Raw genomic sequence first — 16,039 nt, 5'->3', positions numbered from 1 at the left:
AAAAAACTCGAATCGATCCAGATGATAACCAGCTAACGATAGGTTGTGCATGCTGACTTCTGCATGACACACTTCTAATAATCGCGATCAGGATTACTCCCGATCAACACCTCTTGAGGAGATGCATGATGACAACTGAGGCTCTAACCGAAGGTGCCCCGGCACCAGATTTCACACTGGAAACGGACGGCGGCGCAACGATCACCTTGGCTGACCATAAAGGCAAACCGGTTGTTGTCTACTTCTACCCGAAAGATGACACACCGGGTTGCACCAAAGAAGCAATCGCCTTCACGCAACTTGCAGAAGACTTCGCAGCTCAAGGTGCCACAATTGTCGGAATTTCGCCCGATACACCAGCCAAGCATGACAAGTTTAAGGCAAAACATGAGCTGACAATCACGTTGGCCTCAGATCCAGAAACAAAAACCTGCGAAGCCTATGGGGTTTGGGTCGAAAAAAATATGTATGGGAAAAAGTACATGGGTGTGGAACGCTCCACGTTCCTCGTGGATGCAGATGGAAACCTCTCCAAGATCTGGCGTAAGGTAAAGGTTCCCGGACACGCTGAAGCCGTGCTGGAAGCTGTTAAATCTCTCTAGTAATCAAGTACATGACGCATACACTCAAAACCGCTCCGGAGCAGAGCATTCAATCGCTGAAATCCGGGGCGCGCGCCATTGTTGCAGCTACCGACCCTAGTGAGAAAGCCTCACTGGCTTACGAGGTGGCGCAAAAGTGGTTTTCCGGAGGGCTGGGCCTGCACAGGTCCGCCCTCGACAAGGACATGCCAAATCGTCCGGGCAGACCAGACAAGCCGGTGTTGCTGCCGCCCCGCGATATGCCCAAGCGGGCCATGGGTGGAAAAGCTGGCAAACTGGCCCTGCTTCACTCCCTCGCCCACATTGAGCTCAACGCCATTGATTTGACCTGGGACCTTTTGGGCCGGTTTTGCCGCGTACCAATGCCGCGCTCTTTCTTTGATGACTGGGTTCAGGTGGGACTGGAAGAAGCCAAACACTTCACCATGCTGGAAAAGCATCTGGCCTCGATTGGTGCCAGCTATGGAGATCTGCCCGCGCATGACGGCTTGTGGCAAGCGGCCCAATCCACCGAGCATGACCTGCTCGCCCGCCTTGCAATCATACCATTGGTGCTGGAAGCGCGCGGCCTCGACATTACTCCGCCCATGATTGAGAAGGCGCGCAGTAGCGGCGATCCGGAAACGGCGCGGGTGCTTGAAGTCATCTACAGAGATGAGAAACGGCACGTGGCCTTTGGCGCAAAATGGTTCCGCTTCATGTGCGATCGTGAACGCATCAAACCGGAACCGAAGTTCCATGAACTTGTTCGCGAACACTTCAAAGGACCACTCAAGCCGCCGTTCAATGACAGGGCACGCTCAGAGGCTGGTTTGACGCCCGGATTCTACCGCCCCCTCATCCGTCTTACCGGATAGACACCCCTAGGTTAGCCTTTATTAACCATAACCCCTTTAAATGGAGAACAGTCAAGAGCCAGTGATACCAGTTAGTTTGTAAGGATAATCAATGCTTTCTGCGCTACGGAAAAAGAAGCGAGTCGGGCAGAAGATTCCGCATTACGTCATTCTCAAAACGCCTCGCGGAGAGAAGGCATTTACCTTACATCCGGCAACCGCCGTCATAGCTGGCACCACGCTCCTCGTGTTCTCCATCGGTTACTTTTCAGCTACCGCCTACCTCATGATGCGCGACGAAATGCTGACAACCACCGTCATGAAGGAAACCGAACTGCGCCGCTCATACGAAGATGAAATCACGCGTCTTCGTGGCCGCATAGAGACACTAAACTCAAAGCAACAAATTACAGAGCACCGGGCAAGTGAAAGCCTTACGGATATCCGCTCCCGACAGGCCGCGCTTCAGGAACGCCAAAACAAACTCACCCGCATTCTGGCTTTGGCCAAAGACAGTGGGATGGAAATCGCATCCCTCGTGCAAAGTCCGATCCCCATTCGCAAGCCGACCTCCAGTGATAAACCGAGTTCTGTTCAGGCCTCCGTTATCTCCTTCGCTGAAAATGGTCTGCAAGACTCTGTTGGTGGTGAACCCGTACCACTTGAGAACCCGAGTGCTCTCCTCGGTCTGCGGCCAACCACCTCTGGTGTGCCAGCAGCAAGCGCTGCCATGGCACCAACCGCGGTACCATCACCAAAAGTCGAGAAGGATCTGGAAGAGCTTTCCAGCCTGGAACTTCAACTCGAAGGTCAGATCGACGAGAGCAAGGCCGTATTGGCAGCTGTGCTCGCCTTCGCACAGGCTGACCTGAACTCAATGAAAAGCGTCGCAAGCTCATTGAAAGTCGATGTTCCTGCCGCTGAGCAGGCTTCAGTTGGTGGGCCTTATGTGCCGCTGCCCGGCGCAGACTTCGACACGTTCCTCACTAAGACCGAGCAGGCTCTAGCATGGCGTCATCGGCTTAAAGCTGAACTCAAAGAACTGCCACTTGCCGCTCCCCTATCCACTTCTCGCATCACAAGCCGTTTTGGCGCACGTATGGACCCGTTCCTGAAGCGCCCCGCCATGCACACCGGCGTCGACTTCAAGGCAACCGTAGGTACGCCCATCCGCGCCCCTGCGGATGGAAAGGTCACCTATTCCGGTTATCGCGGCGGTTACGGCAAGTCTGTTGAAATCAAGCACAGCAATGGCATGACGACGCGCTTTGCTCACATGCACAAGATCTTCGTCGACAAGGGCGACAATGTGTATGCTGGTGACATGATTGGCGCAGTCGGCAATACCGGCCGCTCAACAGGGCCGCACCTGCATTATGAAACCCGCATCAACAACGCGCCGGTTGATCCGATGCCATTTATTCAGGCTGGAGAACGCCTCGAAGGAATATTGGGAAGCTAATCCCTTCCAACTAAAAAAGGCCCCAAGCGGGGCCTTTTTTGGATCTATTGAGGATCAACCGAGCTTTACTCGATGTCTTCAACGACGTTCTCACCCGTGCCAAAGGCGCGCTGCGCGAGCGTTGCCTCCATGAACGGTGTCAAAGCCCCATCGAGAACATCCCCTGGCGCGGTGCTTTCAACACCTGTGCGCAAGTCCTTGACCAGCTGGTAGGGCTGCAAGACATAAGACCGAATCTGGTGTCCCCACCCGATGTCAGTCTTGGAAGCAGCTTCCTTGTTCGCCTCTTCTTCGCGGCGCTGAAGCTCCGCTTCATAAAGGCGAGCTCGCAGCATGTTCCAAGCCGTAGCGCGGTTCTTGTGCTGAGATCGCTCGCTTTGACACTGCACTACGATGCCCGTCGGCAAGTGTGTAATACGTACCGCGGAGTCGGTGGTGTTCACGTGCTGACCGCCAGCACCTGATGCCCGGTATGTATCAATCCGGCATTCGCTTTCGTTGATCTCGATGTTGATGCTGTCATCAACCACCGGGTATACCCAGACGGACGCAAAGCTGGTGTGGCGGCGGGCATTGCTGTCATACGGCGAGATACGCACCAGACGATGAACACCGGCTTCCGTTTTCATCCAGCCGTACGCGTTTTCGCCCTTGATCAGAAGCGTTGCAGACTTGATGCCAGCCTCTTCACCGTCGTTGTATTCCATCAACTCGACTTTGTAGCCCTGCTGCTCGCCCCAACGGCGATACATGCGAAGCAACATGCTGGCCCAGTCCTGGCTTTCAGTACCGCCCGCACCGGAGTTGATTTCCACATAGGTGTCGTTTCCATCCGCTTCACCGGACAAGAGCGACTGAAGCTGCAGTTTGTTGACGGAGGTCAGCATCTCTTTCAAAGCAGCTTCCGCTTCGTCGATCACCGACTGGTCATCTTCCATCTCACCCATCTCAATCAGCTCCTGATTGTCGGCGAGATCCTGCTGCAGCTTCCGGATACCAGAAATGCTGTCATCAAGCTGCTGACGCTCACGCATCAGTTTCTGGGCATTGCTCGGGTCATTCCAAAGGTCCGGATTCTCGGAAAGAGCATTGAGTTCATCTAGACGGACAAGCGCTGTGTCCCAGTCAAAGATGCCTCCTCAGCAGGCTTACGGCCTGCTTGATTTCGTCAACGATGGCCTCCATCTCGGCGCGCATCGGATACCTCACTGTTTTATTTGAAGAAGTTAGAGTCTAGCTCACAAGACTGGAGGGCGACATTAATCGCCCTCCAAGTGCATTGCAATCTTGTCTGGTGGTTTTTCGGCCTAATAAAGACCGCCCGTACCCACGGTCACCGCTTCCACGGCAGAAGGAGAAAGGGTTCTGTAGGTACCAATCTCATCTTCAAAACCAATCACGGAATAACTGTCCGGAGGCACTGTACCTGGTTTGAAGGCTTCCAGAATGGTGCCCGGTTCGCCAGCATTGGCACGAAGACCAGTACGGCGGTTGATCGGGATCAACTGCAAACCGGCAGGCAGCTTGAACTCCATTGGCGGTGTGTTCGCAAGAGCGTCCTTCATGAAGGCCGTAAAGATCGGCGCTGCAATCTGGCCACCTGTTGCACCCCGCCCCATGCGTCGGGGCGTGTCATAACCAACATAAACACCAACAGTCAGCTCAGGCGTGTAGCCCACGAACCAAGCATCTTTCTCATCGTTGGTCGTACCGGTCTTGCCTGCAACTGGACGCCCAACTGCCTTAACGGATGTTGCCGTACCGCGCTGGACCACACCTTCCATCATGGAGGTGATCTGGTATGCCGTCATTGGATCAAGAACGCGTTCACGCGTGTCGATCAACTCTGGCTCTTCCTGATTGGTCCAGTCAGAAACGGCACAGGCGTCACATACAAGCTGATCACTGCGGTAAATGTTACGTCCATAGCGATCCTGAATACGGTCAATCAGGGTCGGCTGCACACGGCGACCACCGTTGGCAATCATCGAATATGCATTGGTCATGCGCATCAATGTTGTTTCACCAGCACCCAGAGACATGGAAAGTACCGGCATCATGTTGTCATAAATACCGAAACTCTTGGCGTACTGCGCCACGAGATCCATGGTCATGTCCTGAGCAAGACGCACGGTCATCACGTTACGCGAAAGCTCGATGCCGGTGCGCAGCGTGGACGGGCCGTAGAATTTGCCGCCATAGTTCTGCGGACGCCAAACACCAAGCCCAGGCCCCTGCTCGATTTCAACCGGCGCATCCAGCACCACGGAAGAAGGCGTATAGCCGTTATCGAGTGCAGTTGCATAAACGAATGGCTTGAACACCGAACCCGGCTGACGCCATGCCTGCGTTGCGCGGTTGAACTCGCTCTGGTCGAAGCTGAAACCACCAACCATTGCCAGCACACGGCCCGAGTTGGGATCCATGGCAACAAGTGCACCGGAAACTTCAGGCACCTGGCGCAGTTCATAGGTGTCACCACCGGTCTTTTCGACGTAAACCACATCGCCCGGCTTCAGCACTTCCTGAACATTCCGCGGTGCCCGACCGTCAACTCGTGCCCACTTCATGTCCTCCAGAGAAAGGCGAGTGCGCAGTCGTTCGGTAGAGAGCTTTCCACCAGCAACGGTCTCAGGGCGAATGCCGACGATGGCATTCTCATTGGAAGTGGAAAGTACGATTGCGGTTGTCCACTCTGGAACATCGTCCAGACGCTCGACCTTGGCGAGCTCTGGCCCCCAGTCGTTCGAGGTAATTTCCAACGTTGTGAGCGGACCGCGCCACTTGCCACGAGAACGGTCAAACTTCAACAGGCCTTCCTTGAGCGCCCTGCGAGCCAGAATTTGCAGTTTCGGGTCAAGCGAGGTGCGAACAGAAAGACCACCTTCATAAAGCCGCTCTTCACCATAGCGACTGGCAAGCTCTCGGCGTACGGCCTCAGAGAAGTACTCTGCACCCTTCAAACGAGTGCCCGTTTCGCGCAGCTTCACTTCGAGCGGCATCGCCTTGGCTTCTGCAGCTTCCTGCGGATCCACATAGCCGTTTTCAACCATCCGGTCGATCACCCAGTTACGACGCTCAATGGCGCGGTCCCGGTAGCGGAACGGGTGATAGTTGGACGGCCCTTTGGGCACGGCGGCCAGGTAAGCCATCTCCGCAAGGTTCAGCTCATGAACTGACTTGTCAAAGAGGATCAGGGATGCGGCCCCCACACCATAAGCGCCCACACCGAGGTAGATCTCGTTGAGGTAAAGCTCAAGGATGTGGTCCTTGGAATAAGTCTGTTCCATACGCAGCGCCAGCAATGCTTCCTTGATCTTGCGCTCATAGGAAACTTCGCTGGTCAGCAGGAAGTTCTTTGCCACCTGCTGTGTAATGGTGGACGCACCAACAAGACGGCGACCAGAGCCACGGTTGCGCAGGTTGGTCACAATCGCGCGCGCAATGCCCTGAGGATCGATCCCCATATGCTGGTAGAAATTCTTGTCTTCTGCCGAAATGAAAGCCTGCTTCAACCGATCAGGAATAGCCTGGATTGGCAGGAAAAGCCGACGCTCACGCGCAAACTCATCCATCAGCTGGCCATCCGTGGCATGGACACGGGTCATTACCGGCGGCTCATAAGTCTGCAACGCTGTAAAGTCGGGCAGATCTTCGGACATTTTGTTCAGATAAATCCATAGGCCAGCAGCAGCAATCAAGCCGAATACTGCAGCTACGCCAAACAAATATCCGAAGGCTCTAACTAAAAACTTCATCTTTCGGGCTCGTCTCCAAATCCCGCAGTGGTCTGGTGCGTGTCTCTGTAGCTGACCTCAGCAGCGGGTCTACTCATTTTTCGAGTTGCAGGCCCCACCTACCGCTCTTTTAGAGTTCAGCTTCATGCCCCCTCATCGCGCCTTAATATGGCAATGCTGAGGCGTTGCTTTTGCGGCACAAAGCGCACAACTGTTTAATCCTGCTGCACATTCTGTGCAATGCGCGCTTTGAAAAAAGAATTTATGGCCTGCACCAAAGCAAATGACACCCTGTCGCGCCACTCATCAGAGCCTAGCATCTTCTCATCTAACGAATTGGAAAGAAACCCAAGCTCGATCAAAACCGAGGGGATATCATAGCTTTTCAGGACCTGAAATCCTGCAGACCGAAGCGGATTATTGATCAGCTTTGTGGCGCTCTTGAGTTCCTCAACCGCCAGCCGGGCGAAATGAATGGAAAAATTCTTCGCCTCACGCCGCGCCAGATCCACAAGAATATCTCCCACTTCATCCGGCTCTTCGGAAAGATCAACACCCGCCAGAAGGTCAGACCGGTTTTCGCGCTGAGCCAGCGCCTCGGCCAATCGGTCAGAGGCCCGTTCAGACAGCGTATAGATGCTCGCGCCTCGGGTCGTGGACGCCCCGCGCAAAATGGAATCAGCGTGAACGGAAATAAACAGGTCGGCCTGAAGCTCACGCGCGATATTAACCCGGCCACGAAGCGGAATGAATCGATCATCATCCCGCGTCAGATGGATGGTGTAGTTACCTTCCTCTTCGAGCTTCTCTTTCAAAAACTTGGCAAACCGCAGGACGATTGTCTTTTCCAGCGTCCCGTTATCCCCTACTGCGCCAGAGTCGATACCGCCATGCCCAGGATCAATCACGATGACCGGGCGATCGGACTTCTCTGCGGCGGTCTTTACAGCCCGATCTGATTTTCCACTGTGCTGCGGCCGCATACCAAGCGCGAATTCTTGTGCCTGTTTTTCAAACGAGGCCTGATCCGCCTCAACCAGATCCAAAACAAGGCGCGTAGGCTGATCTTGAACGCCCGGCAGAAGGAAGGACTTGTCCAGGTTCACCGGGCCAGTCAGGTCTAGAACGACGCGAGAGCGACCAACAAAAACCTGTCCATAACGCCAGGATTCCACGAGTCCCCGCCCCTCGGCTTCAAATTCCTCAGGGAAATCAAACTCAACTTCCGGCAGATCAATGATCACTCGGTTCGGATTGGCAATAAATGAAACGTGATACGCGATCTCACGATCCATATCGATAATGAACCGTGTCCGCACGTTGTCACCGGCTACCCGAGCGTCGACGACCTTGGCGCGCTCCGGCGGCTCCAGCGCGTCGGCCGCACCGGAAAAAACAGTCAGAAAAGCCAATAATAGAGCCAAAAAAAGCATGGTCTGCCTTAAAATGGCACCGTTTATTGCACTACACCCTCTGGATGCTAGGCGTGAGATCAACAATCCCCTCCTCACAAGCCGCACACGTCCACCTCTAGCGGCTGCCCGATTTAAAGTGGCAGCACCCTAACTTTCAGAGATCGCAAAAATGTGGCTAACCTCGATAAAATAACGGGTAGCCGCCTTTTCGCTCCTTAACACCCTACTAAAAGGTCTGTGTCAAACTTTGAGTTCGATTTCCCCAATCTTGCCAAGTGGCTCTCCTGATCGTAAAAGAACATGTCAGGTTTCTGATTGCCTCCCGTAATTTGGAGCAATCATTCTCACGTTAAGGAGCATTCAAGACCTTGAAACCGCTCTTGGCGCATGGGAAAAGGAAGTGATCCTTTGGCCGCGAATCCAAGACCTTAGGCAGAAAGAATAACTCTGAGGCACCTAAGGGGATTGGACCAAGCCGCCAGATGGCAAGATGGAATTTAGAAAGTTTGCAGGCAAATGACCTGCAAAAACTTGTAGATAACAGTCCCGGATCTGATCGGGGGAGCGAGGGCACTGCCCTTCCTTTGGACCCGTCAGAATTCAGGACACCCCTGTAGGTGGTGCGGAACGTTCGGCACCAACCAGTTTGCGGGTCAGGACATTGGTCTGATCGGCAACCCAATGAGATCTTTGAGGACACGGTTGCACAAGATGCGCGCCAATTTGAAAACACTGAAGACAGATACCAGGGCTCGTTTTGACGTGCCAACCGGTCTGTTGAGTGCAGCGCGTCGCCGATCCTCCCCTTCAGTTTTTAACATCGACAAAGTAGCGACCCACAACAGCACGTTAAGGCTCGAGCGCCGTTTGCGCCGGCCAGTCTGGTGGGTCGTGGAGAACTGCATTCATGGCAAACAAGATGCTGATAGACGCGACCCACCCGGAAGAGACCCGGGTGACGGTCGTACGCGGAAATCGGGTTGAAGAATTCGACTTTGAAGCTGCCAACCGGAAACAACTGCGCGGCAATATTTATCTGGCCAAAGTAACAAGAGTAGAACCTTCTCTTCAGGCCGCATTCGTTGAGTACGGGGGAAACAGACACGGATTTCTGGCTTTCAGCGAAATCCATCCTGACTACTACCAGCTCCCCAAGGCTGATCGCGAAGCATTGGAACGCCAGCTTGCTGAAGAAGCTGCGGCCCATCAGCGTGAGCGCGAACGCCGGGAACGTGAAGAAAAAGAACGCGAGGAGAGTAAGCGCTCTGCTGCACGGCGTAGCGATCAGGACGATGACGTCATCACTGAGGACATGTCTGAGGATGAGGACGCGCTGGATGACGACAGCGATCTGAATGCGCCAGATGATGACGATGAGGACAGCATCGAAGAAATCGTGCCGGAAGGTGCGTCCTACGATGATGATGACGACAGCTCCGATTCTGAAGCGACCGATACCACGTCTGACGAAGACGAAGTAAGCCAGTCCGCGCCGACAGCAAAGTCTGGGTCTGACTCTTCTGATGATGATGAGACATCCTCCGACAGTGCTGATGCAGCTGAAGATGACAGCTCCTCTGAAGCCCTCTCATCTTCAAATGATTCAGATGACAGCGACGACGATGAAGCGTCTGACGAAGACGACGAAGATGGTGACGCTGAGCAGGCTCAGGCGCGCGGCGATCGCCGTCGCCGTTCCCGTGGCTCCCGCCGCCGTCGCTCGCGCAAAGGCCGCAGTGGTGACGAAAAGGAAGCCCGTTCATCCGACGACGCCGAAGAAATCAGCTCAAACGACAGTGACGGTGACGACGACTTCGACATCGCTCCAGAGCGTGCGCGCCGTCTGCGCGACAACTACAAGATTCAGGAAGTTATCAAGCGCCGTCAGCTTCTGCTGGTTCAGGTGGTAAAGGAAGAGCGCGGCAACAAGGGTGCAGCTCTTACCACTTACCTGTCTCTGGCAGGTCGCTATTCCGTCCTGATGCCAAACACGGATCGCGGTGGCGGGATCTCTAGAAAGATCACCAAACCGACCGACCGCAAGCGCTTGAAGGAAATCGCTCAGGATCTGGGCGTGCCAGTTGGTATGGGCGTGATCTTGCGCACAGCAGGTGCAAGTCGCACCAAGGCGGAAATCCGCCGCGACTTCGAATACCTCATGCGCCTTTGGGAAAACGTTCGTGAACTGACACTGTCCACCACGGCACCGAACCTCGTTTACGAGGAAGGCAGTCTAATCAAGCGATCCATTCGCGACCTATACAACAAGGACATCGATCAGGTTCTGGTCGCTGGCGAAGAAGCTTACCGTGAAGCCAAGAACTTCATGCGGATGCTGATGCCGAGCCATTCCAAGAATGTTCAGCCCTACCGGGATGTGGTGCCTGTCTTCAATCGCTTCGGCGTTGAAGCACAGCTCGATGCCATGTTCTCGCCAGAGGTTACGCTGAAGTCCGGCGGTTACATTGTCATCAACCAGACTGAAGCTCTGGTCTCCATCGACGTGAACTCCGGCAAGTCAACCCGCGAACAGAACATTGAAGACACTGCCCTCGCCACCAACATGGAAGCGGCAGAGGAAATCGCACGTCAGTTGCGCTTGCGCGACCTTGCTGGCCTTGTGGTCATCGACTTCATCGATATGGAAGAAGGTCGCAACAACCGCGCCGTTGAACGCAAGCTGAAAGAATGCCTGAAGGCAGATCGTGCCCGCATTCAGGTTGGCCGCATTTCGCATTTCGGCCTTTTGGAAATGTCACGCCAGCGTCTGCGTACCGGCGTTCTTGAGAGCTCCAGCGTGGTTTGCCCGCATTGCCGCGGCTCCGGCATTGTGCGCTCCACGGAATCTCTGGCTCTGCACATTCTGCGCTCTGTTGAAGAGCAGCTGCTGCGCAATGCCAGCCATGACCTGATTATCCGCACGCCGACTGAAGTGGCGCTCTATGTGCTGAACCACAAACGCGATCACCTCATTTCTCTTGAGCAGCGTTTTGGACCGCGCATCACTGTTCAGGCAGATGACAGCGTGACCGGAGAGCACTTCACGTTGGAACGCGGAGAGCCGGTCTCCGTGTCCCCTCGCCCGCAGGTAATGCCAGTGTCCGTTCAGCAGGATGCTCTGCCGCCTGTTGAAGACTACGAAGACATCGAAGCGGACGAAGAAGCTGAAGTAGAGGCAACCAACGAAGAAGAAGAAGACCGCGAAGAAAAGTCCGGTCGCCGTCGTCGTCGTCGCCGTCGTCGCCGTGACAAACGCGATCAGGATCAAGTGCAAGCTGAAGGCGATGAGGCCGAGGCAAGCGAAGAGCAGGAAGCGGATTCAGAAGCCTCTGCAGACGGCGAAGCAACCGAAGCAACCGAAGCAAAGGATGGCAACGAAGACGGCTCCGAAGATGAAGACGGATACGACCGTCGTCGCCGCCGTCGCCGTGGTCGTCGCGGTGGACGCCGCAGTCGCCGCAATCGTAAAGAAGATGGCGAGTTGGAAGCCGCAGATGGCAACGATGACGCATCCTCAGAAAACTCTGAAGGTGCCGAGGACGCTGCAGTCGTTGAGGCAACTGAACAGGTGGATGCCAGTCCAGAGGAAGCTGAAAAGGCCGCAGAAACCACAGAACAGACTGATGCCAGTAAAGGTGCTGCCACTGCTGAGGAACCTGCTGCACAAGCCTCTCCAGAGGCTGAAGCAAAAAGTGTTCAGATAATCGAAATCAAGGAGCCGGCGTCTGAGGAAGCACCAACCGCAGCAGCAGCCCCGCTTGAAGAAGCGGCTGTGGCTGATACCGAGGCTTCTGCATTTTCAGATGACGAAGGCGCTCTAAAGGCTGAAGAAGCGGAAGAAGTTGCTAAAACAGCTGAGACTGAGACCGTAGAAACAGCGCAAGGTGTTGAAGCAGGTTCTGAGACGCCTCGCGAGGAAGCTCCGATCGCCGAAGAACAAGCTGTCGAGGCCGAAGCAGCTCCTGTTGAGGCCCAAGAAGAAAAGGAAGAGGCGACCCCTTCTAAGGCTCAGGAGCCAATCTTGGCCGAAGTCGTCTCTGAAGAGGAAGAGCCCGTGGCTGCTAAACCTGCAGCCAAGTCAGCCCCTGCTCAGCCTGTGGTGACAAGCGAAAAGCTGAACCCGGACGAGTCGGTTGAAATGGACAAGGATGCCCCGCGCCGCACAGGTTGGTGGCAGCGCCGCTCCTTCTTCTAAGCAGCTATTGAAGCGCAAAACAAAATGGGCGGCCTCGTGCCGCCCTTTTTATTTCCATCACGCGCTGGCAATCAGAAGTTTGCCGTCCACGACTTCAGGCGTGTCATGGCTTCCCTGATGTCCTCAGTCGGTCCGGCAAATGAGAAACGCATGTATCCCGCACCGTGCGCCGGGTCAAAATCCGCTCCTGGCGTCGAGGCCACAGAAATTTCTTCCAGCATGCGCTTGCAGAAATCGAGACTGTCATTGGAGAATTTACGCACGCCCACATAGGCGTAGAATGCCCCATCAACAGGCATCACCTCGTCAAATCCGGCTGCTGCCAACCCGTCCAGCAGAATGGCGCGATTTTCCTGATAAACCGCTTTGACGCGTTCAAGGTCGTCCTTCACTTCAAAAGCGGCGGCTGCCGCAATCTGAGAAAGCTGCGGCGCAGAAATGTAGAGGCTCTGGGCAATCCGCTCAACGGGCCTGACCAGCTCCTCTGGCAAGATCATCCAGCCGATACGCCAGCCTGTCATGCAGTAGTATTTGGAGAAGCTATTGATGATGATCGCTTTTTGAGAAAATCTGAGTGCCGTTTCCTCTTGCACTTCATAGGAAAGGCCATGGTAGATCTCATCGGAGATAAACCAGATGCCTTTTGCCTCGCACGCCTCAACAAGGTCCTTCAAGGCCTCGGGGGTCATCATGGTGCCTGTCGGATTGGCGGGACTTGCTACCAAGACCCCTTTCAACGGCGCCTCTGCATGAGCCTTTTCGATGTGCTCTGGCGTGAGTGCCCAGCGGGTCTCGGGTCCCACCTCAATTTCAACGGGTATAAGACCAAGTGCTTTGAGGATATTGCGGTATGCCGGATATCCGGGGGCCGTTAACGCAACCCTGTCTCCGGGATCGAATGCTGCCAGAAAAGCCAGATTGAACCCGGCTGAGGAGCCGGTGGTCACCACAATCCGCTCATCTGCAACGTCCACGCCATAGTGCTCTGCGTAGTGCTTGATCAACGCATTTCGCAAGATGGGCATTCCCCGCGCTTCCGTATAGCCAAGCTTGCCACTCGCCAATGCGTCCTCTGCAGCCACCCGAACATGGTCCGGGACAGGCATTCCCGGCTGCCCCACTTCCATATGCAGAACGCGTGCGCCCTCCGCTTCCAGCTTGTTGGCCGCAGCCATCACATCCATGGCAATAAAAGGGGCGACCTCACTCCGATTTGACGGTTTAAAAATTGCCAAGTCCCATTACCTCTGTATTGTTGGAGATCAGATTGATCTCATTTATGCTTTGTCAAAATCCCGCCGTCGTTGGATGCTCTAGGGTTACACGAACTATTCGGGAATTTACGACATAAACTGCCTTAGTTTTGCTGCGCTACGTCGAAAGGCACACTCTTGCTGAAACGATTCTTTTCGAACCTTAACCGGCCAAGGTCTCGTCGCGCTACAGCTACGTCCGTCGCAAGGAAGTCTGTTGCAACAGTAGCTGCCACTGCCATTCTTCTTCCGCACCTGTTGGTGGCCCCAGCTCAAGCTCAGAGCCGAAAACTTCCTTTGGTGCGCGATGCGGAAACAGAGAACCTGCTGCGCGAATACGCCAAGCCCATTTTTCGTGTGGCTGGCCTGCCTCAAGGTCAGGTGGACATCATTCTCGTGAATGACAAAAGCTTCAACGCCTTTGTTCCCGACTCACGCCGCATGTTCATCAACATTGGCGTGCTCATGGAAGCTAAAACGCCTTCAGAAGTAATCGGCGTGATCGCCCACGAAACAGGCCACATTGCGGGCAATCACCTTGTGCGCATGCGTCAGGCAGCCGCCAATGCGGAAATCATTTCCGTAATTGGCATGATCCTCGGTGTGGGGGCCGCAGCTGCCGGGGCTTCAACCGGTAACTCCAACGTGGCAGGTGGCGGTGCCGCAGCAGCCATGAGCAGTGGCGCACTTGGTCAGCGCACGTTCCTGGCCTATCGCCGCTCAGAAGAATCCGCAGCCGATCAGGCAGCCCTGCGTTATCTGGAGCGGACCCAGCAATCCGCCAAGGGCATGCTCACCACCTTTGAGCGCATGGCAGATCAGTCTCTGTTTGCCGCACGCCATGCCGATCCCTATGCCATCAGTCACCCGATGCCGCGCCAGCGCTTCAACGCGCTCAAGGAGAAGGCTGAAAACAGCAGGTATTTCAACAAACAAGATCCGGAGCACCTGCAGTTCAAACATGACATGGTCCGGGCCAAGCTTCTTGCTTTCACCAGTCACCGCAACACCGTCTACCGGCAGTATCCGCGCAAGGACAAGTCCTTGCCAGCGCAATACGCCCGCGCAATCGCGTCCATGCGCGCTGATGGTTTGAATAAGTCCATACCGCAGATCGATGCGCTAATAAGACAGATGCCGCAGAACCCATACTTCCACGAGCTTAAGGGACAAGCTCTGCTGGAAGGCGGTCGTCCGGAACAGGCGGTCGCCCCGTTCCGTAAGGCGCTCTCCATGTTCCCGGGCAATCCGCATTTCGAGATTTGGCTCGGCTTTGCCATGGTGGCTTCGGAGCGAAAGGACTACCTGCCGGAAGCACGCCGGTTGCTCACAGCCGCACTGCAGAAAGACCCATACTCCCCTGTTGGCTACCAGCAGCTCGCCATCGCCCATGCCCGCTCAGGCAGTCCGGCCATGGCGGATCTGGCAACAGCAAGGGGCTTGATGGCGCGCGGCGATGTTCGTGCGGCTCAACGCTATGCGGCCCGCGCTCAAAAACAATTGAAAACCGGTTCACCGTCTTGGCAGCAGGCTGATGACATTCTGTCTTATAAGGTAGACAGAGCACTTAGATAATCGGTACTCGAAGATTCGTTGAACCAGTGAGGCCGCTCGCCAGTTGCGGGGGCACAGGAGAAACTATGCTGAAATCCACTTGCAGAACCTTGGGACTTGCCTTCACGGCCCTGGTTGCAATCACCACCGTGTCGCAGGCTCAAGAGACTGTCGAGACGCGCTCCGATGTAGAAAAAATCATCCGCGAATACCTCATTGAGAATCCGGAGATCATCACGGAAGCTCTCACTGAACTTGAAAAGCGCCGTGTTGCCGCTGAACAAGAGGCCAAGAAAGAAGCCGTCGCCTCGCTTTCAGACATCATCTTCAACTCTGAAAATCAGGTGGTACTGGGCAACCCTGAAGGCGATGTGACCCTCGTTGAGTTCTTCGACTACAACTGCGGTTACTGCAAGCGCGCCATGAGTGACATGCTTCGTTTGATCGAAGAGGACAGCAACCTCCGCGTCGTTTTGAAGGAATTTCCGGTTCTCGGCCAACCTTCTATGGAGGCAGCTCAGGTTGCCATCGCCGTCAACGATGTGGCGCCAGAAAAGTACGAGGACTTTCACACCAGCTTGCTCACCCAGCAATCTCGTGCTTCCGGCGACACAGCCATGCAGATTGCCCTCACCCTTGGCATTAGCGAAACTGACCTCACCAACTCCATGGAATCCGGTGTAGTACAGGCTACTTTCCAAGAGGTTTTCGAGATCGCCAATCAGCTTGGTCTGAGCGGCACGCCCTCTTATGTCATTGGCGACGAGGTTGTCATTGGCGCAGTTGGCTATGAGACCTTGAAAGAAAAAATTGCAGACGCACGGGACTAGGAACAACCCGTAGGTGTTTTTTCCGCAAGTTTTAGCGGGAAATATTGCTCTTGCTTATGATCGGACAGACAAAACCCTTTTCCTCTGTCCGATCAACTTCTATAACAGCCCCATGAAATCGAGGTTGACCTAAAGAGGGAGTTGCGCTGATTCGC

10 protein-coding genes are annotated in these 16,039 nt (G+C 54.9%); 6 read left to right on the top strand and 4 right to left on the bottom strand.

Annotation, left to right across the window (positions count from 1 at the left end; genetic code table 11):
* Window positions 1–125 precede the first annotated feature (125 nt).
* From bcp to PUV47_RS01005, 3 genes are all read left to right on the top strand, one after another.
* Window positions 126–602, top strand: a complete 477-nt coding sequence (bcp, locus tag PUV47_RS01015) for a thioredoxin-dependent thiol peroxidase (protein ID WP_413697779.1) — start codon at window positions 126–128, stop codon at window positions 600–602.
* An 11-nt stretch (window positions 603–613) separates the two neighbouring features.
* On the top strand, window positions 614–1,459 hold the full coding sequence (locus PUV47_RS01010) for a ferritin-like domain-containing protein (RefSeq protein WP_274216588.1): 846 nt from the start codon (window positions 614–616) through the stop codon (window positions 1,457–1,459).
* A gap of 91 nt (window positions 1,460–1,550) precedes the next feature.
* Window positions 1,551–2,900, top strand: coding sequence for a M23 family metallopeptidase (locus tag PUV47_RS01005; RefSeq protein WP_274216586.1), 1,350 nt, complete (start codon window positions 1,551–1,553; stop codon window positions 2,898–2,900).
* 65 nt (window positions 2,901–2,965) lie between these two features.
* Here PUV47_RS01005 and prfB read toward each other — a convergent pair.
* From prfB to PUV47_RS00990, 3 genes are all read right to left on the bottom strand, one after another.
* Window positions 2,966–4,097, bottom strand: a protein-coding gene (gene prfB / locus PUV47_RS01000) for a peptide chain release factor 2 (RefSeq protein ID WP_274216585.1) whose coding sequence is annotated in 2 segments (ribosomal slippage) — window positions 2,966–4,027 and window positions 4,029–4,097 — 1,131 coding nt in all. Because the reading frame shifts where the segments join, the coding sequence is not laid out codon by codon here.
* 110 nt (window positions 4,098–4,207) lie between these two features.
* Complete coding sequence (locus PUV47_RS00995; RefSeq protein WP_274216584.1) at window positions 4,208–6,658, bottom strand: penicillin-binding protein 1A; 2,451 nt, start codon at window positions 6,656–6,658, stop codon at window positions 4,208–4,210.
* Window positions 6,659–6,852: 194 nt separating this feature from the next.
* Entirely contained in the window at window positions 6,853–8,070 is a 1,218-nt protein-coding gene (locus PUV47_RS00990; RefSeq protein WP_274216583.1) for an N-acetylmuramoyl-L-alanine amidase, read from the bottom strand.
* Window positions 8,071–8,959: 889 nt separating this feature from the next.
* Here PUV47_RS00990 and PUV47_RS00985 point away from each other — a divergent pair.
* Window positions 8,960–12,247: an Rne/Rng family ribonuclease gene (locus PUV47_RS00985; protein WP_274216582.1), complete on the top strand. Its 3,288-nt coding sequence runs from the start codon at window positions 8,960–8,962 to the stop codon at window positions 12,245–12,247.
* Between the two features lie 71 nt (window positions 12,248–12,318).
* Here PUV47_RS00985 and PUV47_RS00980 read toward each other — a convergent pair whose 3' ends face one another.
* Window positions 12,319–13,431, bottom strand: a complete 1,113-nt coding sequence (locus PUV47_RS00980; RefSeq protein WP_274217403.1) for a pyridoxal phosphate-dependent aminotransferase — start codon at window positions 13,429–13,431, stop codon at window positions 12,319–12,321.
* 330 nt (window positions 13,432–13,761) lie between these two features.
* On the opposite strand from PUV47_RS00980, the gene PUV47_RS00975 reads away from it, so the two are divergent.
* Window positions 13,762–15,075, top strand: a complete 1,314-nt coding sequence (locus PUV47_RS00975; RefSeq protein ID WP_274216581.1) for a M48 family metalloprotease — start codon at window positions 13,762–13,764, stop codon at window positions 15,073–15,075.
* Between the two features lie 65 nt (window positions 15,076–15,140).
* Window positions 15,141–15,884: a DsbA family protein gene (locus tag PUV47_RS00970; RefSeq protein ID WP_274216580.1), complete on the top strand. Its 744-nt coding sequence runs from the start codon at window positions 15,141–15,143 to the stop codon at window positions 15,882–15,884.
* Window positions 15,885–16,039 lie beyond the last annotated feature (155 nt).

Source organism: Pseudovibrio exalbescens (genome assembly GCF_028737195.1).
GTDB classification, from domain to species: domain Bacteria; phylum Pseudomonadota; class Alphaproteobacteria; order Rhizobiales; family Stappiaceae; genus Pseudovibrio; species Pseudovibrio zosterae.
This window is presented reverse-complemented; position numbering and strand designations above follow the sequence as displayed.

Bases quoted from the DNA above. Each gene is read 5' to 3' on its own strand.
- bcp (WP_413697779.1), top strand. From the start codon at position 126: ATGATGACAACTGAGGCTCTAACCGAAGGTGCCCCGGCACCAGATTTC.
- PUV47_RS01010 (WP_274216588.1), top strand. From the start codon at position 614: ATGACGCATACACTCAAAACCGCTCCGGAGCAGAGCATTCAATCGCTG.
- PUV47_RS01005 (WP_274216586.1), top strand. From the start codon at position 1,551: ATGCTTTCTGCGCTACGGAAAAAGAAGCGAGTCGGGCAGAAGATTCCG.
- PUV47_RS00995 (WP_274216584.1), bottom strand. From the start codon at position 6,658: ATGAAGTTTTTAGTTAGAGCCTTCGGATATTTGTTTGGCGTAGCTGCA.
- PUV47_RS00990 (WP_274216583.1), bottom strand. From the start codon at position 8,070: ATGCTTTTTTTGGCTCTATTATTGGCTTTTCTGACTGTTTTTTCCGGT.
- PUV47_RS00985 (WP_274216582.1), top strand. From the start codon at position 8,960: ATGGCAAACAAGATGCTGATAGACGCGACCCACCCGGAAGAGACCCGG.
- PUV47_RS00980 (WP_274217403.1), bottom strand. From the start codon at position 13,431: ATGGATGTGATGGCTGCGGCCAACAAGCTGGAAGCGGAGGGCGCACGC.
- PUV47_RS00970 (WP_274216580.1), top strand. From the start codon at position 15,141: ATGCTGAAATCCACTTGCAGAACCTTGGGACTTGCCTTCACGGCCCTG.